Raw genomic sequence first — 24,769 nt, 5'->3', positions numbered from 1 at the left:
ATGCCCTGCCGTCATCATGGTGTCGGGGCTCGCGCCCTGGCGAATATCCATTGTGGCGCTATCGTGGTGCACATCGATATGGGACACATCTACCGCGTACTCGCTATCTGTGGGTAGGGGTAGCGGACTCAAACAATATTGCTCCCCCCCGGCACGGCTTTCCCGTTCGCCCGCGCGCATGGGGGGGGAGAGCGTCTTTGGGGTTGGTGTTAAACATTTATCGTGAACTACCGCGCCGAAACGGAAACGAGGGATAAGCCTGTTGACTAGCGGCAAGCACGGCTACCCTAAAGCGTTTTTCGATATCACCCATTTCAATAAATTTCTCGCCGCGATGGTAAGCCGCGCGCAGGTGTTTGCTAAGCTCATTAACAGCCGCCGAAGGCTTGGCCCATTGGGATTCGGGTAAGGGTTTTGACCACTCGGCTAGCCAGTCGCTGGGTACGGCTTTGGGTAGGATATGCTTCATGCGGTATTCGGTGTACCAGTGGGCAAAGCGAGCATGTTCCCAAAGACGTTTGCGCCGAAAGCGCCGCCACCGGGCGGGGTCGTTGATGCGCTCGCACTCGGCTTTTTCACGGGCCACGTAGGCGTTATACCACTCTACGCCCCACTCTTTGGCGGAAGGGGTAATGGCCTCGGCGCCCTCTTCCATAAAGCGGCGAATATACTCCCACTGGGCCAACGCACCGGGCAGACCACCAACGCCGACCATAATGCCTGCACCCGGCAATGTGTACCCAGGGCGCTCCGGGTCGGGCGGCAGCAGCGCAAAGTTCCAGCCAAAGCCTGTGACCGCCCCAGGCCCCAGGTTGGGGTTAAACCCGCAGACTGCTACGACATCTTCCCAGGGCACTAACACCGTGCGCCGCTCGCGTTTGAATAGCCGACAGAGGGCGTCATAAATCGGCGGGTAAACGTAGAAAAAGGCCATGGCGCCGATATGTAGTAGCGTTAAACCCACAGGGAAACTCTCCCGGGCACCGCGCAGCCATTCGCCAATCTCAATGACCCCCATTCCTCCTGGTGCCGCTGCAGCTACGCCCACCGCAGACGTTAACCACAGATTTTGAGGCGCAGGAAGCCAGAAGCGACCTGGGGGATCCACCACAAAGGCAACTTCGCGGCGCTGACGGTTTAAACGAATCGGAGGAATACGCTTAAGCAGCGTATTAATCCAAACAATACTCAAGATAAACACAAATAGAAAACCGAAATAGAGAGCCCCCCCCCAGAAAGCTAACACTGTGTCATACATAGTGTTTTTTATCATAACCATGCAAAATACTACTAAAAAAAAACCGTTCACAAACAACGCTAACCCACTCAGCATATGGCCTGCCGTCATCATGCTGTCGGGGCTAGCACCCTGGCGAATATCCATAGTGACGTCATCGTGGTGTACATCAATATGGGCCACATCTACCGCGTGCTCGCTATCCGCAGGCAGCGGTAAGGGGCTTAAACAGTATTGCTCGCCCCCGGCACGGCTTTCCCGTTCGCCCGCGCGCATGGGGGGTAAAGCGTCTTTGGGGTTGGTATTAAACATTATTCGTCCTTGTTTAGGGTGCCCAGGGCGTGAGTGGCATACTGGGCCACGTGCCTATTTTGACGCTGCTGAAAAAGCTATCCGTCAGAGCACTCACTTCACGCCACTCACTTGGCAGTGAACGGCCACGACGGTGTAGTTCATAGACTTGCGTTTTGGATTCACCATTGAGGCGCGAGCGCACCACCAGCCGTACAAAGTAGAACTGACTTAGCGCCTCTGGCGCAAAGTGATAGATGACATCTACTCGAGAGCTTTCTATTCTATTATGGGCATACGACAACACATCACGGGTCAGCTCTTGATGGCCCCCACGCATAGGAACACCCCATACACCGAAAGAGAGCGTCTCTTCATCGGGTGGCTGACCACCGGGCATGGTCAGCCGGAAGGCTAGATCGCTAGCGGCAGGGCCAGGCCCAGGGCCTGCATGGGGTTCTGCCACGCCTTGGCGCTCCACGCTAACCTCGCTGCCACTTAGTTTGCCCAGTTCCTGCTCATGCTTTTCAAGATTCCACTGTTTGCTGCGCAGCCCCCAGTAGCTTTGCTGACACCAGCGCTGCACCGGGCTGAGTGAAAAGCGACTGGCCAGCAAGTCGCCCATGACCAATAACAGCGTACTGACGGCGACGAACCAGCCCACCGGCCCAGCGAACTGCAGCATCACAAGCCGCCACTGCGCTGCGGGTGCGCCCAATATTTTCCCCACAAGTCCCATGCCAGCTAAGCCAAAGCCACCGAGCATTGTTCCAGTGGCCCCTACCAGTGTCACCTGTGTGGCTAAACGCTCCGCCTGTGTCTCGGCCCGCCCCATCTTCCGAGTTTGCCTAATAACTTCAAAGAAACCCGCCATCCCGCCTAAACCAGCAACAAACCCCATGGCTCTATTGGCTGCCCGCGCCCAGCTTTCTAACTGAGCAGGGCTACCCGCTGCCGCTTTTAAAGGTGAATTTGCTATTTGTTGAAAGGCGCGGCCCTCATAAAGCCTGCGATGGCGGGCATCGACGATCATTTCTCTTATCGCCATAAGTGATGCTGCTGTTGCCGCTGTCTGAGAACCTGCGTTACCTAGACTTTCAGAAAACCTCTCTGTTCCTATACTGTCCAGCATATCTTTCATGGCTACGCAGGCTGTGATGGCCCCCATCGCCGACAAACTACCGTTCACCAACACCCCCACCGCGCGGGATACCGACACTTCATTCTGCTCGTTTCGAATCAGGGTATCCAAGCTGCTGCGCATCGTCTCACGGGGCTGATTGGCCAGCGCTTTGATGGCGTTGCGCTCAGCCAGCGCTGCGCGGGTAGCGGCTTGGCTTAAGCCACCTATTTTCAGGACGTGGCTGCCGTTTTCATTAGCGGGGAAGCTGTGATCTGACAGCTCTTCCAATGCCTCGCCGAGCAACTGCTGCTGTTGTCTGATCTCTAACTCTTTAGCTCGGATTTTTCTTGCATTGAACTGGTCGGCGGCGCGGCGATGTGCCTGGCTTGTGCCCCGACGAGAAGCACGCTGTATTTCCGCATCCCGCTCTTGGTAATAGCGCTCCATATCCTGTTCCAACCGCTGGAGCAGCGATGAGGCGCGTTGTGCCTTGGTGGTGGCTTCCCGCAATTTCCCTAGCACGGTTTGGTCGGGAATATCCCAGCCCATCTCAGGCAGCCCCAGACGCTCAAGAAACATTAGCCGCTGCCCTTCCGGCAACATACTCGCCAGGTTGGCAAAGCGCTGGGGCAAATCCAACTGCGGCGCGTCGTCTAGCAGTGTTTTGATGACCGCTTCACCCAACATTTTCTCTTTGTAACTGACCTCCCCGGCGATATCCGCCACCACATCATCGGCGAGGCCCTCAATGCTGCGAAAGCGCAGGCCTATTTGCTCATCAATAGTACTCTGCCACGTTTGGTAATTACTTAGTGCGCCTGAGGCGGTCATCAATGCCGCCACCTGTGTTAAGGCTTTTTGCGGGCCATCCAACTCGGATAGGAAAGTGTCAATAAAGCTTTCAGTAGGAATAAAGTGAAGCAAGTGGGCCGTGTTGGGGGTATCGCCCATATAATACTGAGCAAGAAAATCGCTTTGCCCACACAATGCCAGCGTTTCGAAAACGTACTTCTCGATTTTACTCGTCAGTTTTATGTGTAGCGCTTCTTCCCGATCCAGCACCAGTGCATAGTCGTGCCATACAGGTGCTAGCCGCGCCATATCCTGTCCTATGGCTAGGTAAGCCGATTGCCACTCCTCTTCAATGCCGTTGGCGTAGGCTAGGAAATTTTCCATATCCTGCTGACGAATGACATCTACAATGCCGTTGGGTGCCAGCGCGTAGTTGCCGCCAATCACTTCATTAAAGTGAGCCTGCTCGGTTTCCTCGACAAACTCTTTTACTGCTTCGGAGTCAGTACCAAGCCGATCGGCAAGATGTTCGCTCAGTACATCGATATCTTCATCAATAGATTTTAGTGCACCACCGATAAAACCAGGATGGCCCCCCGAACTTGCAGTGACACTCTCTTCCCTTTCTCGGCGCTGCTCATATAAATCTGCCAGTTCGCGTAGATCGGCCTGATCATCGCTGTCAGCATTGCCCAGCCATTCAGGAATATTGCCCTGGCCCGCATTAGCGACATGCGGCGTAAAGTTAAGGGTCATCAGACCATCAATCGTGCGTGCTGCGAAGTTCTCGGTCTGATACTTATCCTGCCAATTACCTTGCTGTTCAGACAATTTTTTCCACAGCTGTGCCCAGTCTGTCACTCGTGCGGGAATATCTTCTACCACGAGAATGGCACTATCATTTTGGTAGCTGCCTTTAATGCTGCCCACAATCTCGCCAGCACTGGCCGCTTGCCAACCGGTAGGCGTCGCTTCGAAGTCACACCAGGCATAACTGCCCGGGTCGATTTCAGCATCAGCGCCTGCCTCTTGGTCAGGCGCTTCTGGGGTTGCACGATATTCACCGTGGTCGTCTGCCAGTGCGTCAGGCAAGTCATTGGGGTCAAGTAAATGGGCGGTGCCATGGCAGAATCCGCCTATGCCTACTCGGGTCATTACCTGGCGACGGAAGGTGGGGATCAGTAGCATGGACTGATGGCGCTCAGTTAGCTCCACCATGCTGTGCAGTACTTCGATGCTCCCTTTGCGTTCAAGAATAATCTCATCGCCACTGCCATCGGGCTCTACTTTGAATATCAGGAGTTCATCGGGCGTTAAGCTATGCACAATATATAGCCACCCCGAGCGTATCGGCCGAATGCCTGAACGACGAAAACGACCGCCGTGCACTGGGGCAAAGCCATTCACCGCTTCGGCACGTTCGGCCTCAGGCTCTTCGACCATGGCATAACGTACCGGCACTAACTGCATATCTTTTTGTGTTAGCGTACATTGGCCGCTTTCATCGCTGGGGTCGTTATCGGGTTGATTATCGGCAACGCGATTCGCGGCCGCTATATCCATGCTCATACCATGTCATCCTGTTCTAACGCTTGCTGGGCAAGACTGACTGCCGCTTTTAGCCGTTCCATTGGTGCTTGATGGTTGGGATGGAGAAGCAATTTAGCTAATGCAGGGTACTGATCAACATCCAATGCGGCGTTACCGTGGGCGCCTAATATATTTGCCATGTAAAAGTGCGCTCGTTGCCCCACAAATCCCAGGCGAGCTGTCGTTGCGATGACCTGCTCAGCCGCTTTCATCGTAGAGCCGTGGTGACTGATTAACGGGCCTGATGGGAAGTAATGATGTAAATGTTTAGCTAGCGAGACTTGAAAACGCTGCCAGTTAACGTGTGCCAAGGCGGAAAGGTGCGCCTCTTGCAATGTTAGGGGAGACGCTGAAGTAGGTACGCCAGTCTCTTGCAATGAGTCGCTTTGGTTAACCTGCCACCATGTCATGGAGGTGCTGTCTTTAACCGGTAACCAAGCACGTTCAATAACGCTACCAAACAAACTTGTGTAGCTCCCTCCCCCCTTGATATTGAGCAGGCTATGCATAACGGCAGGAGAAGCAAGACGCAGCACCTGCTCCCCATGGACAGGGTGATGCACCATCAGCAGCCAGCGTAGGCGGGCTAAAAGCTCTTGGCGGGAGGTGCGGCTGTAAAGCAGCCATCCCCACTCCTGATTAGCCCCCTGTTTTAAGAATGCCTCCCACAGCGCAGGCTCTCCTTTAATCGCTACAAGGCAAGGTGAAACTTCACAGCACTCTTTCAGGGGCGTTTTCAAATACAGTAATTCATAATCAGGCGCTTCCAATGTTTCGTATAGCCAGCGCTCTAGGTTTGGCCTCGTTAACGCATCCAACAATACGTAGTAGCCAGGTTGATTCACTACATCGCTGCTTTTAGGCGGCGAGCCCGGCGAATATTGTCGCAAGCCTTCGCTGGTGAAATTACTCATCCTCATGCCCTCCCTAATGAAGCGTCATCATCGGGTGGCTCGCATATATTAGTCAGAGCACTTCCTTGCTTTAGCGCCGATAACTGACGCGATGGCTCAATATCACTACTTAGCAACGGCGAATGCCCTATCGCCTCTGCCCGGTCATGATCTTTACCTTCTAGCACCGGTGGCAGTTTGGGCGGCTCAGCCGCCTGCCCGGTGCCGTTACCGGGGCTGCCGCCGGCGTTGATCTTGACCTGGGGGCCGACGATGGTGATGCCGCTGGCGTCCAGTTTGATAAAGCTGCCACCCACCTTGAGGGTGATTTCGCTACCGGCTTCGAGTACCGCTTTTTGGCCCGACTTGATATGCAGTTCCCGGCCACTTTCGCTTAGCCAGGCCTGCCCGGCACGCATATGCATAGTGCCTTCAACATTTAAATGTTGGGCGCCTTCGGTGTGCTCAAAACGGTGGCGCTGTACCGTGTGGTGCTCGTCGTTGTCGATCTCACTGATACGGTCGTTGTGCACTTTGAGATGGCTATCGCGTTTGATCTCTTCGGTGCGGTCATTAAGCGTCAGCAGCTCTAGATCTTTTTGGGCGTGAAACCATATCTGCTCTTCGCCAGTGGCGTCCTCGAAGCGCAGTTCGTTAAAGCCTTCCGATTTATGGCTCTGGGTGCGGATCACCGTGCGGGTCTTGTTGTCCGGCAGCGGGTAGGGCGGGGTGTTCACCGCGTGGTAGGTGCGACCGGTGACCAGCGGTTGATCGGGGTCGCCCTCTAAAAACGAGACAATGACCTCATGGCCGATCCGCGGGATCGCCATGCTGCCGTAGCCACCCCCAGCCCAGCCCTGGGCCACCCGTATCCAACAACTGGCGGTCTCATCAGGATCAGCATAACGATCCCAGGGGAACTGCACCTTGACCCGGCCGTGTTCGTCGCAGTAGATCTCTTCGCCTTCGGGGCCGACCACAAAGGCCACCTGGGGGCCATCGACCCGCGGCTTGGGGTTGGGCACTGGGCGGAAAGTCTGATCCCGGGGCATGATCACCACGTCGTTGTGGTAGCGGGTCATCAGCTCGCCTGCTTGCGCCGAGGTAGCACTGCTGCCATTGTTTCCCCGCGCCATACCGTCCTCTTCCAGGGCCTGGGGCTGTTCGCCGTGGTGTACCACCGAGACCACCTGCCACGCTTGGTTAAGGCTATCGATATCGTGGTCGGTGAGGGTAAAGCAGATGCCGGGAGCGAGTTCCGGCAGGTCACTCTCGGCCTCGGCGGTGGTGGCGTCGGCGCGCAAGGACTCTAACCGGTGGCGGGTAAACGGCTTGCCGGAGGCGTCCTTCTTGTAGCGGCCGGGGTAGTCAAAGTGTTCGTAATCCTCCCGCTGGGCGTGTTCGCCCAAGTTGGGAGCGAGGTGCTCATGGATCTGCGCATAGGGCGGGTTTTTAAAGGTGTAGTCCTTGAGCATCGCCGAGGCGGGGCGCACGCGGTTGGCCTGACGCAATTTACGCACATGGCGTCGAGGCGGTGTGCCCCCAGCGCGGCCGTGGTAGGTACGCTCGCCCACGCTGGGCAGCACCACCGTGGCGTCTGCAAACACCAACTGGTGTTTACCGCCCTCGGCGTTCTCGAACTCATGGAAATAGAAGCAGCCCTCTTCGGCGGCTAAACGCTCGATAAAGGCCAGATCGGTCTCGCGGTACTGAACCAGAAACTCCCGATCAAGGGGCGTGCGGGTGGTGGCAAAGCCGATATCGGTGAGGCTGCGTTCGCTGGCGAGCGTCGTGATGGCGTCAAACGGCGAGGCGTCCTGAAAGATACGCGAGTTATGGCGCAGCGATAACCGCCATAGCGCGGGACGAATCTCCACCCGATAAAAGCTGCGCCGGTGTCCCCGGTCGCCGCGGTGTAGCTCAGCGATTATCCCATGGACACGACGTAGCGGCTCGCCGTCCTGCCAAATGGTCAGGGTGGCGTTTTGATCCAAGCAGTCGCTGGGCGACAGGTCGTGGGTGCGGCTGGCAAACTCAACCGAGAGCGCAAACGGCTCAGACAGCGCCTCGCGATGGGTAAAGCGCACCACGGCGGTGTCATCGGCCCCGGGTAGGGTCAGGGTAAATTGCAGGCCCGTTTTGTCCGCCATCGCTCCGCTCCTTGGATCATCAACTGCTAATGAGAGGCAGTCAGGATAGCGAGCCAGGGGCAGAGGGCAACCCCTTGAGGGCACGAAGCGTCAATGTCTTACACGCTTGTAAGAGATCTCTTACAAAATAGGGCCGAAGACTCATCAAACAGGCAGCCAGCATTCAATAAGCCACTGACGTTGTGACCAACAAAGTTGCTATGCTTATTGGCTATTTTGACTATGTACACTGGAAGAAACCTTCGTGAAGACAGAATCAAGCACTCTAGCGTTCTCCGCTTTTATGGCGCTGTTAATTGGCTGTGCAGGCATTATTGCTACGTTAGCCTCCAACTCCCAGGCGATCCTACTGGATGGGCTGTTTAATCTGATCTATTTCAGTGTTGCCCTGGTGACGATCAAGGTGAGCAAGTTAGCCAGCCGCCCCGATAGCGAATCCTATCCGTTCGGCTATAGCTACTTTGAGTCGCTAGTAAATCTGTGCAAAGGGCTGCTTATTTTAGGCGTGTCTATTTTTGCCTTGGTCGATGCCATTGCCGCCCTACTCACCGGCGGCCGTGAGATCGCGGCAGGCTTGGCGGTGCTGTACGCGCTATTCGCCACCGCGGCTTGTTCACTTACCGCTTGGGTGATGCACCGCAGCCAGCGCCACGTAAGCAGCCCACTGGTGGCGGCAGACAAACTCAACTGGCTAGTCAACAGCGTTATCTCTGCCGCCGTGCTAGCCGCTTTCTGCCTGGTGATGCTGTTTGAGCGCCTAGGCTGGCAGACAATTCTGCCCTACGTGGATTCGGTGTTGGTCATTGCGGTGGTGTTGCTGTGTTTAGGCGTGCCGGTGCGGATGGCCTCCCAAGCCTTGAAGGAGCTGCTCAACAGAACCCCGGAAGAGGCTATCGCGGTGCCCGTTCGCCAAGCCGTGGCGAGTGCCCTGGCGGATACCGACACCCAAGAGGTGCGGGTGCGCATGGTTCGCCCTGGGCGCCTGCTATATGTGATAGTGCATGTGGTACTACCCGACGCATCCGATGTTTCGGTCTCCACCCAGGATTTACTCAGGGCACGCGTCGATGACGAGGTGCGCCGCTACTACTCTCCCGTGGTGTGTGATGTGGTGTTTACTGCCAACACCCGCTGGGCAGCGCCCTCTTGTGGTCTATTGGTAGAGAAGCACACATAGATCGGCTGTCCAGATTACCGAGCCTTGCGCAATAGAACTAGCGTGGCGATCACGCCAAACAGTAGCGCAAGGCCAAATAGCGTTAATGCCAACGTATGCCCTACGGCATCAATGAGTACACCGGTAGTGATCACCGGGATGCTAAAGCCCAGATAGGCCATCAGGAAATAGCCTGCGCTGGCTTGGGTGGCTTGTTGGCTAGCCGAGGTATTCGCAATCTCCAACACGCCGCTTAATCCCCCCAGGTAGATAAACCCATAGCAGGCGCTACTGGCTGCTACCGTGCCCAGCAGTACCGCCGCAAGATAACCTTGAACCGCTCCCAAGGCGATCAACCCGTAGGCAATCGGCAAAATCACCAGCCCCAGTTGGGTAGCGCTGCGCGGCGCAAGTCTTCTCGCCCAGGGCTGAAACAGCACCCCGCAGCTGCAGATACCGAAGGTGGCGAAGCCACTCCAGGCGGATAAACCGTGTTGGCTTAATGCCGAAGGCAGAATCGCAATCACTAGCCCCACCAACGCCCAGGCCAACAAAATCGCCACCCCATAGGAGATAGCCCCTTGGGGATAGCTGGGCAAACGCAGCATAGGACTTTTAGTGGTGCTCGGTGCACGATCCTTAAGCGTGGTGACCACCACCAGCGCCAACGAAGCGGTCGCCAAATAAATCCACAGGCTGGGTGGCGATACATTTGGGGTGTGGAAAACAAACAGGCTAGTCACCGCTGCTCCTAACCCAAACCCGAGCGCGGTACTGGCCGTCACATAGGTAGTCGCCACACGGTTATCCTGCCCACCCAACAGCATCTGCATATAAGCGGGCGCCACCGCTGACGTTAACCCCGTACTAATACCCAGCAGAAAGCGTGCAACTCCTAGCGCCAACAAACCGGGCGCTATTAGGGTAATCCCGGTCGCCAGGAGACATAACAGCAGCGCGGCAATGATTAGTGGCTTGCGCCCTACCCGGTCAGCCAAGCCATTTAAACCCAGCAGTACCGGCACAATACCCACCACATAGCAGGCAAAAGCGATGCTAGTGGCACCAACGCCCAAACCATCCCGCGCCGCCAGCGCATCGTAAAGCGGGGCCTGCAAATTAACCGCCGTGGTAATCGTACATAGCGCAAATGACAGGCAGGCTGCGCTCCTTCTGTTGATAGCGCGATTAACAGTGCGGCTCATGGCTAAGTCCTAAATAAGTAAGTCATTGAACCGCTACCCTCCCACGCTTACTGCACAGCGGTAAGGTACACTTAACCTTCACTTTCCAGACACTGTTCCGCCTTTTTAGTGAACAGTTGAAAGCCATAGGGCACGTTATGAAACTAGAGGTTAATCGGCACGCCACGACGCCCATCGCCCAGCAGCTCGAAGTGGGTATTCGCGCTTGGATTGCAGCGCACGGTGCAGGTGGTGGCCGTCGTTTACCCTCTATTCGTCGCTTAGCCGCCACCCACCACATCAGCCGTAATGCGGTGATTGAAGCCTACGAACGGCTTGTCGCTTCTGGCTTAGTGCGCTCACGACCCGGTTCAGGTTTTTATGTGGCGGATAGCGCGGCAGCACTGGTATCACAACCCGCAGCTACGAGCGGATTGGAAGAGGTCACCAACGGGCTATGGGGGCTTTTCAGTGCAAACGAGCACGCGCTCAAGCTGGGCTGCGGCTGGCTGCCCAGTGATTGGCGCGAAGGCGATGACCTCACTCACGCCATTCGCCAAGTGGCACGTAAAAGCCGTTCGGGGATTTTCGAGTACAGTACCCCTCAAGGGCCGCAGGATTTACGCGGCTTAATCCAGGAACGCCTGCGCCCAATGGCGATTACTGCGGACGCCCAGCAGATCGTGATGACCGGTGGCGGTAGCCATTCGCTGGATCTACTGGTGCGGATGCTGCTTGAGCCTGGCGATGTGGTCTTCGTGGAATCACCGGGCTATTACAATCTGTTCGGCCTGCTGCACTTACAGCGAATCCGCGTAATTGGCGTGCCGCGATTAGCCGATGGGCCTGATATCGAGCGCTTGGAGGTATTGTTGGCCAAGCACCGCCCAAAGCTGTTCTACATTAACAGCGTTTTTCACAACCCCACGGGCAGTACGCTCACCCCGGCGGTGGCGCACCGAGTGTTACAGCTCGCCGAGCAACACGATTTTCAGATTATTGAAGACGATATCTACGCGGATTTTCAGCACACCCCCACCACCCGCTTGGCAGCGCTAGACGGTTTGAGCCGGGTGTTCTACCTGGGCAGCTTTTCGAAAAGCCTCTCCTCTTCACTGCGAGTAGGCTTTGTCGCCACCCCCGTGGCTTGGGTGCAGCGCCTTGTGGATATCAAGATGTTGACCAGCATCTCCGCTTCGCGGTTTGCCGAGCAAGTGGTCACGACCCTGCTGCAAAACGGCAGCTACCGGAAGCTTACCGAACGGCTGCGCATCAAGCTCGCCAATCAAATGGCAATGGCACTAACGATGCTGAAAAATGCCGGCTGGGAGGTGTATACCCAACCGGCTGGTGGGATGTTTGTGTGGGCAAAACCACCGGTAGCCATCGCCCCTGAAACCCTGAGTGAACTGGCTAACCGGTGGGAAATCACGCTATCGCCGGGGCATCTGTTTTTCGCCGATCACCAGCCAACGCCCTGGCTCCGGCTTAATGTAGCCTATATACAAGATCCCAGAGCCAAAGGGTTTATTGAGGCGGCAAGTTAGGATTAAAGCGGCCCTTCTGATATCGCTGAAGGGGGCTGGTAACCCCCCGTTAATTACAGCTCGCGTTTGCCGTCAACTAACCGCGACACCTTCAGCGGGTTGCCCTCTTTCAGCGCATCGGGCAGTAAGCCTTCTGGCAGGGACTGGTAACAAACCGGACGTAAGAAGCGGTGAATGGCCGCCGAACCGACGGAGGTCGAGCGCGAATCAGAGGTGGCCGGGAACGGGCCACCGTGCACCATGGCATGGCACACCTCGACACCCGTGGGCCAACCATTGGCGAGAATACGCCCAGCCTTGCGCTCAAGCGTAGGCAGCAGCGCTTTAGCGGCATCCAAATCGGCGTCGTCCATATGCAGTGTGGCGGTGAGCTGGCCTTCCAGCTGTTCAGCAACACGTTTTACTTCCGACGCGTCTTCGCACTCAACAATCAACGAGCTGGCACCGAACACTTCCGCCTGCAGCGCTTCAGATGCGAGGAAATCGCTCGCTGAGGCAGCAAACAGGCCTGTCTGGCACTGGTAGTCGCTGCCGGTTTGACCACGGGCGATTTCGCGCACTTTGGCTGCGCCGCTCAGGCTGGTCACGCCCTCTTGATAGGCGCGGTGGATACCCGGCGTCAGCATTGTCTGCGCGACGCTGGCTTCCACGGCGCCTCGCGCTGCCTCAATGAAGGCATCCAACTCAGGACCTTTTTCCGCAATGACCAGGCCAGGATTGGTGCAGAACTGGCCCGCGCCCATATTGAGTGAGCCAACAAAGGCTTCGCCCAGTGCTTTACCGCGCGCTTTAAGTGCCGCTGGTAGCAAGAACACAGGGTTAATACTGCTCATCTCAGCGTAGACTGGGATCGGCTGAGGCCTTGCTTGCGCCGTTTTCATCAGCGCCATACCGCCACTGCGCGAGCCGGTGAAACCAACCGCTTGAATACGCGGATCATCCACCAGCGCCTGGCCAATTTCGTTACCGGCACCAAACAGCAGCGAGAAAACGCCTTCCGGTAAATTGCAGGCTTTTACGGCTTTTTGAATCGCCTGGCCCACCAGCTCAGAGGTGCCTGGGTGCGCAGAATGACCTTTCACCACCACCGGGCAGCCAGCCGCTAGGGCCGAAGCGGTATCACCACCCGCAACCGAAAATGCTAGCGGAAAATTGCTGGCGCCAAATACAGCGACAGGCCCCAGGGCGATATGACGCTGACGCAGGTCAGCACGCGGCAGCGGTTGGCGATCTGGCATGGCCGGGTCGATGCGTACATCAAGCCATTCACCGGCACGCACTACTGAAGCGAACAGTCGCAGCTGACCGCAGGTTCTGCCTCGCTCACCCTCGATGCGTGCCTGAGGCAGGCCTGTTTCAGCCATGGCGCGCTCAATCAGCTCACTACCGATCGCTTCTATTTCACTGGCGATGGTTTCTAAAAACGTAGCGCGCTCTTCGAGAGACGTTTCGCGGTAGATGGCATAGGCCGTTTCAGCCAGCTCGCAGGCTTGTTCAACATGGGCTCGACTGCCGCCAGTATAGACAGGCTCTAGTTTTTCACCGGTGGCTGGGTTAACAGCTTGAATATTGGCTTGGGTGCCGGTCACTGATTGTTGACCTATCAGCATTTCGCCTCGAATCGTCATATGTTGCTCCTTATATGGGTCAGTGGTATCACTGGTCGCGATACTGGGCGTATGTATTGCGCGCCCGATTAAGGTGCTGGTACATGGTTTCGCGGGCTGCTTGAGCATCACGAGAAAGAATAGCTTCGAGAATGTAGGCGTGCTCTTCCTGAACTCGCTCTAAATAGCGCTCTGAGGAGATCGGGTTAATATCAATACTCAGCAGCTTGGCGCGGGGAATCACGCTCTGACTCCACTGCTTGTAGAAAGATTGAAAGAAAGGATTTTTGGTCGCCGTGGCAATCGCAAAGTGAAACAAATAATCCTCTTCTCGAGCTTGGGTTTTTGCAGCATACGCATTGCTAAAAGCAAGGTGCTGCGCTTCGAGCCGTTGACGATCTTCATCATCATGGCGTAAGGCAGCCAGTTCAGCTGCCGCTGGCTCTAAGGTTAGCCGCAGTTCCAGCAGGTGCAAGATATCTTCCACGGTGGTCGGGTTTATCCGCTCTGCAGGCCGCGCCTCTACCGTAGAAGAGCGCAGCACCGAAGTGCCTACACCACGTCGGGTCTCAACAAGCCCCAGGGATTTAAGGTGTGTGATGGCCTCACGTATGACTGTGCGGCTAACGCCAAAGGAGTCACAAAGACTGTTCTCAGTGGGCAATTTTTCTCCCACGCCTACTTTCCCCTGGGTGATCAACGCTTCCAACTGGTCGGCCACGTGCACGGACAAGCTTCCCTGCTGTGTCACTTTACTTATTTGAAGCGGTTTTAGGGCGGATGCCGCTGCGCTGGTTTTGACCATGGAAGCTATCCTTCATTAATATCCAAGTTGTATTATATCGTACAACCTAGGTCTTGAAAGTGCCAATAAACGGCTTCTGAATGACCCCAGACAGCCTGTTTTCTATTTTTAATGCCATCACGAGTAATAACAAATATTTTTTCATACCAGATATAACACATCATACAAGAAAAAAGGTAGGTCTGGTTATTGTGCCAAGCAAGCATAACTAACGAAATCTAAACCTAAGTTAAAGTAGCACTTTGATAAAAATCAAGCTCATCAACACTACGGTCTCACATACCTTATCCCCCCTTGCTTATGGCGCAATCGGTGCATGCTTTTTGTTGCAGTCTTGTATGATGTAATACAACATGTGATTCATAGAGGGATCCAAAGGCGATAAGACTTAACGCAACCCTCATACCGGCGAGATCACACAAGGTTCTTTACTTGCATAGCGCCACCTTGGGTGGATAACCCGCAGCCCTTAATAGAGTAATCATCAAGGAGTATCACCATGCTGTATGACCATCGTACCTATACCTGCACCCCGGGCACGTTGAAGAAACAGATGGCGCTCTACGAAGAGCATGGCTGGGCCATCCAAAAACGCCACCTTGGCGAGCCTCTGCTATACGGGCCGGTAGAAACAGGCAATGTGAATTCCTATGTGCACATCTGGGTGTTCAAAGATGTCGCTGACCGTAGCCAGCGGCGCGCCGCCATGCAGAGCGACCCAGAATGGGCCGCCTATCTCAAGAAAAGTGCCGAGGCGGGTTATCTAATTAGCCAGGAAAACAAGATTGTTGTCCCCGCCCCCTTCTTTAAAGACTGATTTCTTGATTAGCGGGTCTCTTCATGAAGTGGTTCCTTTATGAACGAGCTTTAGCTGAACGCAGTGCTGTGACGGTAGTGCGTGTTGAAATACGTTCCGGGTCAGTGACAAGCTCGATCACGGCAGGGCGACCCGAGGCCATGGCCCGCTCCAGAGCGGGCTTGAAACCAGCCGTATCGATAACACGTTCGAAATGCGCGCCAAGCCCTGCTGCCAATTGGCCGAAATCGGGATTCACCAGGTCGGTTCCCGAGACACGGCTGGGGTGCTCACGCTCCTGGTGCATGCGAATCGTGCCGTAAGTACCGTTGTTGAATAGCAGCACGATGGGCCGGCCACCATGCTGTACGGCGGTGGCAATCTCAATACCGCTCATCATAAAACCACCATCGCCGACAAACACCAGCACACACTTATCGGGTTCACGTAAAGAGGCCGCCACGGCGGCAGGTACTGAATACCCCATCGCCCCGCAGGTTGAGCCGATGATCCGACCAGGCCTCTGATAGGCCAAAAAACGCTGCGCCCACCCGGTATGGTTTCCAGCGTCTAGCGTGACGATACACTCCTTCGGCAGGCTATCGCGCAACGCATGCATTGCCGCGCCCATATCGAGCGGGTAATCGTGTGACGGAGGCAAAATATCGGCAAGATACTCATCTCGCAACGTTTTGCACCACTCACTCCAGCGGCTGAGCTGCCCCCAGTCGTGAGTGGCTAACGCTGCAGCCAGCTTATCAGGGGCCGAAACAACGCCCAGCGCCGGGCTAAACACACGGCCTATCTCATCCGGGTCGATGTGTACGTGTATCAGTGTCTGGCTAGGGGTAGGAGAAGCCAGCGTAGTATACGTTCGGGTAGTCATCTCGCCGAGCCGGGCTCCGACGACCAACAGTAGGTCAGCCTCGGCAAGACGTTTAATCAATGAAGGCACCACAGCGGTACCGAAATCGCCCACATAGCAGTCTGAGGCGTTGTCCAAAAGATCCTGACGTCGAAACGAGCAGGCCACTGGAATACCGTTAGTTTCAGCGAAGGTGCGTATCTGCCCACAGGACTCATCCGTCCAGCCCGACCCGCCTACCAGCATTAACGGACGTTCGGCACGGGAGACCAGGGCAGCGATTTTCTCGATTTCCTCCACGGCAACGCCCGGCCTTGACGGCGTGTAGGGAACAGCGTCTTCGACTTCGACGATATCGGTTAGCATATCCTCAGGTAGCGCCAGCACCACCGGGCCTGGGCGGCCTGACGTCGCTACCCGGAAGGCGCGCGCCATGTATTCGGGAATTCGGTGAGCATCCTCTATCTGTGCCACCCACTTGGCCACACCGCCGAACATCACCCGATAGTCAATTTCCTGGAATGCTTCCCGATCCATCGAGCCACGGTCGACCTGACCTATTAGCAGGATCATTGGCGTCGAATCCTGCTGGGCAATATGAACGCCAATAGCGGCATGGCAAGCGCCAGGCCCGCGTGTCACCAAGCATATACCGGGGCGTCCCGTCAGCTTGCCATACGCTTCGGCCATGTCCGCTGCCCCGGCCTCATGCCGCGCATTGTAGAGGGTGAAGTGCTCACGCTGATCATAGAGCGCATCGAGTACTTCCAGGTAGCTCTCTCCGGGCACACAGTAGCCACTATCAGCCCCGTGGATCAGGAGTTGGTCAACCAGTACTTTTCCCCCGGTACGCGGTAGTGGGCGAGTTTTTATTGTCATGTTGGCATCCTAATGGCAGAGAAGAGCGCCCCCAGCCGTTCGTGATGATCAATACAGGAGGCGCATAGCGAGTAACAGAAACCAATCTTGTTGTGTACAAATGTTTATTAAGATCACGGAATGGCATCAAGCTTCGGCTTCTTGCGCAGAATCAGATAGGCGAAAACGACGGTTAATGCCAGGAAAGCAAGGCTGTCTAAACTCGTCAGAAAGACTATCGGGTTACCGTCATTGAACGATAAGGAGCGTCGCAAATACTGCTCCAGATCCGGCCCCAAGATGAAGCCTAGCAACATGGCCACAACCGAATAGTTATGTTTGCGCAGGAAGAAAGCCAACACACCAAACACTAGGGCTAAAAACATCTGAAAAACTGAGTAGGTCGCCACATAACTTCCGACGAGCGCTACCACGGCGATGGCGCTGTAGAGCAAACCACGGGAGATTGAGACGATGCGAATAAAGTACGGCCCGAACAGGAACAGCGTCAGCGGGATGAGGATCAAGGCGCTCACAAACAAAGAGGCAAACATGGGCGCTATTAGATCAGCCTGCTGCTCAATGAGACGTGGCCCTGGCTGTAAGCCATTGATAACCAAAACGCCTAGTACAATAGCCGTGGTAGGGTCGCCCGGAATCCCGAACATCAGCATCGGCACAAAAGCACCGCCGCACATGGAATTATTCGCCGATTCAGCCGCGGCAATACCTTCTCGACTGCCGTTGCCATACTCCTCAGGCTTCTGCGAACCGCGTTTGGCATCAGCATAAGCCACAAAAGCGGCCATCGAGCCACCCGCGCCGGGAAGGATGCCAATCGCATAGCCAATGAAGGCGCTCTTAATATAGGTAAAGAAGCCCACTTCGCGGATTTCAGACCAGGGGGGGATAAAATCGCGCCGACGTATTTTTAAGCCCTTCGCCCTATTCAGGGAGCCTTCCAGAGAGAGGTTCCAGTTCTGCGCCTGTACCAGCAGCTCACTGACCGCAAAGGCACCGATCACCACCGGCATTAAACCGATACCTTCGACCAGCAGTTCGGTGCCGAACTCAAAGCGAGGAATCGGCTGAAGTACATCGATGCCTACGGTGGCCAGCATGATACCCAGCGTGGTGGCGACAATTCCCTTGGCGATAGCGCCCTTATCGACAAGGATAATCACCACCAGTGCGAAAAGCACAAGGGAGAATTTCCCCGGGGTGCGGATCAACAGCGCCAGCTCACCGGCAATGGGCATGAACGCCATGAGCAGTAACGCGCCGATTGCCCCACCGATCATCGAGCCCAGCGCCGCGTGACCCAGCGCATTGGCGCCCTGCCCTTTTAACATCAAGGCGTTGCCTTCCACAGCGGTCATCATTGAGGACGGCGCACCGGGAATATTGATGGTGGTAGCCGTGATACTGCCGGAGTACATCCCCGCCATAAAGATCGAGGCACACATGACCAGCGCAGGTACTACGTCGATCGTATAGGTAATAGGTAACAACAGCGCAATGGCTAGCACTGATGTGAGGCCTGGCATGGCACCGAAAAAGGTACCAATCAAGAAACCGGCAATCATGAAGCCAAGCACTTCCCAACTCAGCAATGCTTCAAAACCGCCCAGGAAACTAACAAAGGTCTCCATTAGAATCCTCCTAACAGGGGAGGCAGCCGTACCCCGAAAATACCGGCAAATAGTCCGTAAAAGAGCGCTGTAACGGCGATCACATAAAATATAAAGAAGGCGGGCCGATGTTTTTCGAAGTCAAAGATAAGAAAGAGGGCTACCACGAAACCCAGCGTAGCGGGCACGTAACCCAAGGGACGAAACAAGGCGATGTAGATGCCTGTCGCCACCACAATCAGCAATGGCCTTAGCAGAGAGCCACCAGTGGCCGCCTCTGCTTCTTTGCGCCACTCTCCTACGATTACGACTATCAGCGCTGCATACATGATGAACGCCATCAGGATAGGCATGAAGCGCGGCCCCACAATGGTGTCACCACCAAACTGAGAGCGTATGCTCAAGGCTTCCGCCAGGTAGATCGTGGTCAATATCAGCAAGAAGGCAGGAAAAAGTACTGCCGACCTTCTAAAGCGTTCGACGTTGTTCATTGACTCAAAATCCTCTGCTTGAGATAGCTGTGGCACCGGTAACCGGCGCCACGCTCTTTGAGTAGCGAGTTACTTGGACATCACGCCTGCTTCTACCAGCGCATCCATTTCGCTGAACAGTGACTCGGCCGTTTCATCAGCCCAGACAGTCACCTCATCGGTACCCAGCCAGTTCGGCGTAACACCAACGTTGGCAACCCACTCTTGAAACTCATCACTGTCGTAAGCCGTTTTGTAAGCGCTTTCCAGTACGTTAATGGCTTCTTCCGGGGTGTCTGCTGGTGCGGCGAACACAATAAAGCTGCCAATCTGGAGGTCGATCCCCTCGTCAGCGGTGGTAGGCACATCGGGATACGTCGGGTTTTGCGTATCGGAGAACTCAACGAGACCGCGTACGGTGCCATCTTCCAGGAGATTGGAAAAATCGCCCAGGCTGGTAAGTGCAACATCGACCTCATCGGACAGAATGGCCTCTTTCTGCGGAGCAGCTCCGCCAGGATAAGAGACGATTCGGAACTCCGTACCGGTCAGCTCTTGAAGCTGTAGAATCGCTAGATGGATACGCCCGCCAAGATTCTGAATGGCTACGCGAATCTCACCAGGATTTGCCTTAGCCGCTTCAATAAGGTCATGAATCGTTTGATAGTCGGAATCGGCGTCAACAACGATAGCGTCGGGCTCGCTTGTTACTCGTGCAATCAGCTTCAACTTATCAATATCGTAACTGGGCAGCATGGCTTGCCAAGGCACGGTCACCAGGCTGTCGTAGGTTAACGCGCCAATGGTATAGCCGTCGGGCCGGGCGCTCATAAGCTGGCCAATACCAGTGGCACTCACGCCACCCTCGATGTTTTCTGCATACATGGAAACATCAAGATTTTCTTCAGCGATGGTGGTCAGTTTTCGAACGATTCCATCGGTACCCCCTCCGGCCCCCCAAGGCACAATCACGCGAATATCGCGCTCGGGGTAGTCAGCAAGCGCCACGCCAGTTAGTGAGGATAAAGCGACGGCAGCGGACAGTGTTAGCAGGGCTTTGTTGTTTTTGTACATTGTGTACTCCTTGGTTTAAAACCTATCAGCAAACTATTTCTTATGATCAAGTCATACATCATACAACCTGAAACTTAGTGTGTTCTTGTTAGCGCTACAATAGAGAGATGTAAAAACTAGACCAAAGTCGAGCGCTTACCTAACTGACCACATCTCTCTATCGGTAATACGTCTGGCTAAATCCATCATCATCGAGAAAGTACTTTAACGAACGAGTGCGGGACGCTTAGGATCAAACTCCCACCCAGGAATCAAAAACTGCATCGCCATGGCATCATTTCGCTGTGTGGTATCCAACGATTTATAAAGACTATGCGCCTCCATAAGCTTCTCTTCATCAAGCTCAACCCCCAGCCCTGGGGTGGTGGGCACCTTGAGTTTGCCATTGCGAATGAGCAATGGGTCTTTAGTGATTCGCTGCCCGTCTTGCCAAATCCAATGGGTATCAATCGCGGTAATCTCACCCGGGCAAGCCGCTGCGACGTGGGTCATCATGGCGAGCGAAATATCGAAGTGGTTATTACTGTGAGAGCCCCAGGTCATGCCCCACTCGTTGCAAAGCTCACCCACTTTTACCGCACCTTGCATGGTCCAGAAATGACAGTCTGCCAAAGGTATATCCACCGAATTGAGCTGAACGGCGTACTGCAGCTGTTTAAAATCGGTCGCAATCATATTGGTAGCGGTGGGTAGGCCGGTTCGCTTCTTAAACTCGGCCATAGTCTCGCGCCCTGAATAGCTCTCTTCCTGGCCACAGGGGTCTTCAGCATAGCTGAGCAGATGCTTGATAGGCTCCAACACGCGCACCGCTTCATCCAGTTTCCAGGCACCGTTGGGATCAAGCGTCAATCGAGCATCGGGAAATGCTTCATGGAGCGCCCGTATGCAATCAGCCTCCTCTTCCCCACGTAATACACCGCCCTTTAGCTTGAAGTCTTTAAACCCATAGCGCTCATAAGCGGCTTTGGCCAACTTAGCCACGGCCTCGGGTGTTAGCGCTTCTTGGTAGCGTATTTCATCCCAGCTATCCTGTGGGTTATACGCGTTAGGGTATGGCAGGTCTGTCTTGCCCGGGTCACCCAGTAAAAACAGGTAGCCCAATGCCTCGACTTCATCACGCTGACGGCCGTACTGCCCCAGCAGGTCGGCGACGGGTAGCTGTAGTGCCTGCCCATAGAGGTCTAACAGCGCCGACTCAATTCCGGTGATCACGTGTACCGCTACGCGCAAATCAAACGTCTGACGCCCCCGCTCTTCGCGTCCGTTCTGAGCCAATCGCAGGCGAACCTGATTGAGGGTGTGCTTGATGTTATTGATTTGCGAGCCTTCCACCAGCTCACGGCACTGCTCCAGCCCCTTAAGAATGCCACCACTGGAAGGAATCTCACCAACGCCCTGATTACCCGCGTCATCCTCAAGGATGACCACACAACGGATAAACCAAGGGGCATGACCGCCACTGAGATTTAATAAGAAGCCGTCGTAACCTGCGACTGGTACCACTTTCATTGATTTAATTTTTGGAAACATATGTCGTACACCTCTCTTATTATTGACTCAAGTTGAAACTTTATTCAGGTGATCAAGTCACTGGCGCAGGATTAAACAACACCAAATCGTTATGAATTCCCAGTCGGTCGGCAGCGGCCTGTTGGCGGCCGCTGGCCACGTCCAGGATGAGGTGGAAAAGTTCCCAGCCCACCTCTTCGATACTGGCATCGCCGGTGGCAATGCGACCTGCATCCAGATCGATAATGTCGTGCCAGCGTTTTCCTAGCGTGGAATTAGAGGAGACCTTAAGCACAGGCACCATGGCCAGGCCATATGGCGTCCCACGCCCCGTGGTAAACACCTGCAAGTTCATACCTGCCGCTAACTGAAGCGTGCCGCAAATAAAATCGCTGGCCGGAGTGGCAGCAAAGGTCAGGCCCTTGCGGCGCAGCCGTTCACCGGGGCCAATAACATCAACAATGGGTGAGTTGCCCGACTTAATCACCGACCCCAGCGCCTTCTCAACCACGTTGCTGAGCCCGCCTTTCTTGTTGCCTGGGGAGGGGTTGGCACTGCGATCCGCCTGTCCTTGAGATAGATAGTCGTCGTACCAGGCTATTTGCTCGATCAACGCCCGACCCACCTGCTCATCAATTGCCCTGGGCGTCAGCAGATGGATGGCGTCCCGCACCTCGGTGACCTCCGAAAACATCACGCTGCCACCCGCTCGCACGATCAAGTCGGTCGCAAAACCCACCGCGGGGTTAGCCGTTACTCCAGAAAAAGCATCGCTACCGCCACACTGCATACCGACCACTAGCTCGGACGCCGGGCAGGTTTCGCGCTGACGGCTATTGAGTCGTTCAAGATGGCGTTCGGCCATGGCCAGAATACCCTCGACCATCTCACCGAAGCCTTGAAAGGAGTCATCTTGAAGGCTCAGCACGTTGGCTTCTGGGTCGGCCGCCTGGGTGTTTTCGTAAACTCTTACTGGCCGATCAGTCAGCAGTGTCGAGGGTTGCAGCTTTTCACAGCCCAGCCCGATCACCATTATCTCGTTGCCGAAGTTTGGATTCAGGGCGATATTTTTAAGCGTTCGAATCGGCACAATCGCCGCAGGTGCATTAATGGCGACGCCACAGCCATAAGAGTGATTAAGCCCCACAACATCGTCGACGTTGGGGAAGCGCGGCAGCAGCTCGCGTTTGATGCGCTGCACTACGTAATCGACAGTACCGGCGACACACTGAACGCTGGTGGTGATACCCAAGACGTTTTTGGTTCCCACGCTGCCATCCGGATTGCGAAAGCCTTCAAAGGTGTACCCTTCCAGAGCCTCCATCGCGGGGATCTCACGCGTAGCCAAGGGTAACTCACCCAGCGCCGGTGCCGTGGGAAGGCGTACATTCGTCTCATTCACGTGACTGCCACAGGCAATGGCCGTTAACGCCTGACCAATGATCTCGCCATAACGAACAACCTGAGTACCTTCAGCGATGTCCTCTAGCGCCACCTTGTGGCCTTGCGGAATAGACATCGTGGTGGTGATGCCGCCCTCAATAACGGTGCCTTCAGCGAGGCCGCCCTGCTCGACCACAATGGCAACATTATCGTTGGGATGTACGCGAATCACGCGGGAATTAGTTTGTGTCATGACCCTTTCCTGAGGCTGTGTGTGTACTGCCAGTCACCTGGGTCAGCTCCATTTTTTGCCTGGCGCGGGACTTAACGCTCATGACGACCGCGAACATTACCGAGGCTGCAATCAATCCCCACAGCACCATGGCAATGGGGCTTTTGGTGAAAAAGATCGAGTAAGTGCCGAACGATTCCAGACTCTTGACGAAGTAGACCTCGGCCTGGCTCCCCAAGATGAAACCAATAATGAGCGGAGCCACTTCCAGACCAATCTTCTGCACCAGATAGCCTAAAACACCGAAAATCAGCAGCGTCCAGACATCAAACATGATGCCGTAGTTGATGGCATAGGCACCCACTACACACATCATCACAATGATGGGAAACAGGATGTGTTTGGGAACCATCACCACTTTGGCGATGTACTTAATGGCATAGAACATTAAGAAGAACATCACGATGTTGGCAAAAACCAGGGCCGTCATCATGACGTACCAAGTGTCGGTATTCTCAGGAATAAATAGCGGCCCTACCTGGATGCCCTGCAGCGTGAATGCACCGATCAACACAGCCGTAGTTGAGTCACCGGGGATACCCAGCGACAGCAGTGGGATCAATGCACCGCCGGTCAAGGCATTGTTGGCTGACTCCGAGGCAATAAGCCCCTGGGGCGCCCCTTTACCCATTTGCGATGAATCCCGCGTTAAGTTTTTTTCTTGGGTATAAGCCAACACGGAGGCGGCGCTACCACCGACCCCAGGCAGCATGCCGACGAAGGTGCCGATAAAGGATGAGCGCACCAGATTGGTCAGGCGCCCATTAAAGATTGAAAGCGAAAAGCCTCCTCCTTTGCTGATCTTTATGCGTTCGTTGACCAGCCCACTCTTTGCCCCCTTTTCCGCTTCAAGCAGAATCGTGGAAATACCAAAGACACCGATCAGCACCGGCAGCAGGGAAAACCCTTCAAATAAGTAGGGTTCCATAAAATCGAACATCAGTCGGGTCTTGCCATTGCCGCCATCCGAAATGCTGTAGTCACCGATCAGGCTCAGCCAGATGCCGATGACACCGCTAAAGATGCCAATCAGCATGCTGCTGGAGAGCGAAGCAATGACACTTAACGCTAACAAAATGATCAAAAACTTCTCCACATAGGAGAACTTGATCGAGAAATCGGCCAATAGTGGCGCAAACAGGAAGAGTATAGCGGCGCTGATAAGCCCCCCGACGACGGATGCGACAACGCATATTTTCAGCGCTTTCTCACCCTCGCCCTTTTGGGCCATCGGGTAGCCATCAAAGGTAGTGGTGATTGAAGACGGTGTGCCGGGAATATTAAGCAGCACCGCCGGCACCATCCCACCGGAAATACCCCCTACATAAAGACCCAGCAACAGCGCCAGGCCATGGTGTAATCCAAGTGCATAGGTCAGCGGCAGGCAAACAGCTACTGCCATGGTAGCGGTCATGCCGGGGATCGCGCCGAAGATGATGCCGATCAGAGCACCGAACCCGGCGAGTAAAAAAAACGTTATGTCGAGAAGTGAGAGAAATTCCATGGTGGCACTCAC

General features: G+C 55.1%; 17 protein-coding genes. 3 read left to right on the top strand and 14 right to left on the bottom strand.

Annotated elements, in window-relative coordinates:
* Positions 1–217 precede the first annotated feature (217 nt).
* The 4 genes from YERSI8AC_RS05380 to YERSI8AC_RS05365 are packed head-to-tail and all read right to left on the bottom strand — an operon-like array spanning position 218 to position 8,076.
* Positions 218–1,549, bottom strand: coding sequence for a hypothetical protein (locus YERSI8AC_RS05380; protein ID WP_159176267.1), 1,332 nt, complete (start codon positions 1,547–1,549; stop codon positions 218–220).
* Between the two features lie 13 nt (positions 1,550–1,562).
* Positions 1,563–5,012, bottom strand: a complete 3,450-nt coding sequence (locus tag YERSI8AC_RS05375; RefSeq protein WP_201304192.1) for a toxin VasX — start codon at positions 5,010–5,012, stop codon at positions 1,563–1,565.
* Positions 5,009–5,947: a DUF4123 domain-containing protein gene (locus YERSI8AC_RS05370; RefSeq protein ID WP_159176266.1), complete on the bottom strand. Its 939-nt coding sequence runs from the start codon at positions 5,945–5,947 to the stop codon at positions 5,009–5,011. The genes YERSI8AC_RS05375 and YERSI8AC_RS05370 overlap by 4 nt, the downstream gene beginning before the upstream one ends.
* Before the next feature lie 2 nt (positions 5,948–5,949).
* Positions 5,950–8,076, bottom strand: coding sequence for a type VI secretion system Vgr family protein (locus tag YERSI8AC_RS05365; RefSeq protein ID WP_201524289.1), 2,127 nt, complete (start codon positions 8,074–8,076; stop codon positions 5,950–5,952).
* A 244-nt stretch (positions 8,077–8,320) separates the two neighbouring features.
* Between YERSI8AC_RS05365 and YERSI8AC_RS05360 the strand changes: the two genes are divergently transcribed.
* Positions 8,321–9,253, top strand: coding sequence for a cation diffusion facilitator family transporter (locus tag YERSI8AC_RS05360; protein WP_159176265.1), 933 nt, complete (start codon positions 8,321–8,323; stop codon positions 9,251–9,253).
* Positions 9,254–9,267: 14 nt separating this feature from the next.
* On the opposite strand, the gene YERSI8AC_RS05355 is transcribed toward YERSI8AC_RS05360, so the two are convergent.
* Complete coding sequence (locus YERSI8AC_RS05355) at positions 9,268–10,437, bottom strand: MFS transporter (protein WP_159176264.1); 1,170 nt, start codon at positions 10,435–10,437, stop codon at positions 9,268–9,270.
* Between the two features lie 137 nt (positions 10,438–10,574).
* Between YERSI8AC_RS05355 and YERSI8AC_RS05350 the strand changes: the two genes are divergently transcribed.
* Positions 10,575–11,963 (top strand): aminotransferase-like domain-containing protein, encoded by a 1,389-nt coding sequence (locus YERSI8AC_RS05350; protein WP_159176263.1) that lies wholly within the window; start codon positions 10,575–10,577, stop codon positions 11,961–11,963.
* 53 nt (positions 11,964–12,016) lie between these two features.
* On the opposite strand, the gene YERSI8AC_RS05345 is transcribed toward YERSI8AC_RS05350, so the two are convergent.
* Positions 12,017–13,591, bottom strand: a complete 1,575-nt coding sequence (locus YERSI8AC_RS05345; RefSeq protein ID WP_159176262.1) for an aldehyde dehydrogenase (NADP(+)) — start codon at positions 13,589–13,591, stop codon at positions 12,017–12,019.
* Between the two features lie 28 nt (positions 13,592–13,619).
* Positions 13,620–14,375 carry a FadR/GntR family transcriptional regulator gene (locus YERSI8AC_RS05340; RefSeq protein WP_022521772.1) on the bottom strand — a complete coding sequence of 252 codons (756 nt, stop codon included), beginning with the start codon at positions 14,373–14,375 and terminating at the stop codon, positions 13,620–13,622.
* Between the two features lie 499 nt (positions 14,376–14,874).
* Here YERSI8AC_RS05340 and YERSI8AC_RS05335 point away from each other — a divergent pair, with 499 nt between their 5' ends.
* Positions 14,875–15,192 carry an NIPSNAP family protein gene (locus YERSI8AC_RS05335; RefSeq protein ID WP_141439758.1) on the top strand — a complete coding sequence of 106 codons (318 nt, stop codon included), beginning with the start codon at positions 14,875–14,877 and terminating at the stop codon, positions 15,190–15,192.
* A gap of 37 nt (positions 15,193–15,229) precedes the next feature.
* On the opposite strand, the gene YERSI8AC_RS05330 is transcribed toward YERSI8AC_RS05335, so the two are convergent.
* The 7 genes from YERSI8AC_RS05330 to YERSI8AC_RS05300 all read right to left on the bottom strand — a co-directional run bounded on the left by YERSI8AC_RS05330 (position 15,230) and on the right by YERSI8AC_RS05300 (position 24,757).
* Entirely contained in the window at positions 15,230–16,915 is a 1,686-nt protein-coding gene (locus YERSI8AC_RS05330; RefSeq protein WP_159176261.1) for a thiamine pyrophosphate-binding protein, read from the bottom strand.
* A gap of 113 nt (positions 16,916–17,028) precedes the next feature.
* Positions 17,029–18,546, bottom strand: a complete 1,518-nt coding sequence (locus YERSI8AC_RS05325; protein ID WP_141439760.1) for a tripartite tricarboxylate transporter permease — start codon at positions 18,544–18,546, stop codon at positions 17,029–17,031.
* A complete protein-coding gene (locus YERSI8AC_RS05320; RefSeq protein WP_159176260.1) occupies positions 18,546–19,016 on the bottom strand; it encodes a tripartite tricarboxylate transporter TctB family protein in 471 nt (156 codons plus the stop codon). The genes YERSI8AC_RS05325 and YERSI8AC_RS05320 overlap by 1 nt, the downstream gene beginning before the upstream one ends.
* A 69-nt stretch (positions 19,017–19,085) precedes the next feature.
* Positions 19,086–20,069 (bottom strand): Bug family tripartite tricarboxylate transporter substrate binding protein, encoded by a 984-nt coding sequence (locus YERSI8AC_RS05315; RefSeq protein ID WP_009287148.1) that lies wholly within the window; start codon positions 20,067–20,069, stop codon positions 19,086–19,088.
* A 204-nt stretch (positions 20,070–20,273) separates the two neighbouring features.
* Complete coding sequence (locus YERSI8AC_RS05310; RefSeq protein WP_159176259.1) at positions 20,274–21,599, bottom strand: enolase C-terminal domain-like protein; 1,326 nt, start codon at positions 21,597–21,599, stop codon at positions 20,274–20,276.
* A 52-nt stretch (positions 21,600–21,651) separates the two neighbouring features.
* Positions 21,652–23,214: a galactarate dehydratase gene (garD, locus tag YERSI8AC_RS05305; protein WP_159176258.1), complete on the bottom strand. Its 1,563-nt coding sequence runs from the start codon at positions 23,212–23,214 to the stop codon at positions 21,652–21,654.
* Positions 23,201–24,757 (bottom strand): tripartite tricarboxylate transporter permease, encoded by a 1,557-nt coding sequence (locus YERSI8AC_RS05300; RefSeq protein ID WP_052475532.1) that lies wholly within the window; start codon positions 24,755–24,757, stop codon positions 23,201–23,203. Before YERSI8AC_RS05300 ends, garD begins: the two co-directional genes overlap by 14 nt.
* Between the last annotated feature and the right edge of the window lie 12 nt (positions 24,758–24,769).

The organism is Halomonas sp. 113 (genome assembly GCF_904067645.1).
Classification (GTDB): Bacteria; Pseudomonadota; Gammaproteobacteria; order Pseudomonadales; family Halomonadaceae; genus Vreelandella; species Vreelandella titanicae.
Note: the sequence above shows the minus strand (reverse complement) of the source record. Positions and strands in the feature narration are given on the sequence as shown.

Bases quoted from the DNA above. Each gene is read 5' to 3' on its own strand.
- YERSI8AC_RS05350 (WP_159176263.1), top strand. From the start codon at position 10,575: ATGAAACTAGAGGTTAATCGGCACGCCACGACGCCCATCGCCCAGCAG.
- YERSI8AC_RS05365 (WP_201524289.1), bottom strand. From the start codon at position 8,076: ATGGCGGACAAAACGGGCCTGCAATTTACCCTGACCCTACCCGGGGCC.
- YERSI8AC_RS05330 (WP_159176261.1), bottom strand. From the start codon at position 16,915: ATGACAATAAAAACTCGCCCACTACCGCGTACCGGGGGAAAAGTACTG.
- YERSI8AC_RS05370 (WP_159176266.1), bottom strand. From the start codon at position 5,947: ATGAGTAATTTCACCAGCGAAGGCTTGCGACAATATTCGCCGGGCTCG.
- YERSI8AC_RS05355 (WP_159176264.1), bottom strand. From the start codon at position 10,437: ATGAGCCGCACTGTTAATCGCGCTATCAACAGAAGGAGCGCAGCCTGC.
- garD (WP_159176258.1), bottom strand. From the start codon at position 23,214: ATGACACAAACTAATTCCCGCGTGATTCGCGTACATCCCAACGATAAT.
- YERSI8AC_RS05310 (WP_159176259.1), bottom strand. From the start codon at position 21,599: ATGTTTCCAAAAATTAAATCAATGAAAGTGGTACCAGTCGCAGGTTAC.
- YERSI8AC_RS05320 (WP_159176260.1), bottom strand. From the start codon at position 19,016: ATGAACAACGTCGAACGCTTTAGAAGGTCGGCAGTACTTTTTCCTGCC.
- YERSI8AC_RS05335 (WP_141439758.1), top strand. From the start codon at position 14,875: ATGCTGTATGACCATCGTACCTATACCTGCACCCCGGGCACGTTGAAG.
- YERSI8AC_RS05325 (WP_141439760.1), bottom strand. From the start codon at position 18,546: ATGGAGACCTTTGTTAGTTTCCTGGGCGGTTTTGAAGCATTGCTGAGT.
- YERSI8AC_RS05380 (WP_159176267.1), bottom strand. From the start codon at position 1,549: ATGTTTAATACCAACCCCAAAGACGCTTTACCCCCCATGCGCGCGGGC.
- YERSI8AC_RS05315 (WP_009287148.1), bottom strand. From the start codon at position 20,069: ATGTACAAAAACAACAAAGCCCTGCTAACACTGTCCGCTGCCGTCGCT.
- YERSI8AC_RS05340 (WP_022521772.1), bottom strand. From the start codon at position 14,375: ATGGTCAAAACCAGCGCAGCGGCATCCGCCCTAAAACCGCTTCAAATA.
- YERSI8AC_RS05375 (WP_201304192.1), bottom strand. From the start codon at position 5,012: ATGAGCATGGATATAGCGGCCGCGAATCGCGTTGCCGATAATCAACCC.
- YERSI8AC_RS05300 (WP_052475532.1), bottom strand. From the start codon at position 24,757: ATGGAATTTCTCTCACTTCTCGACATAACGTTTTTTTTACTCGCCGGG.
- YERSI8AC_RS05345 (WP_159176262.1), bottom strand. From the start codon at position 13,591: ATGACGATTCGAGGCGAAATGCTGATAGGTCAACAATCAGTGACCGGC.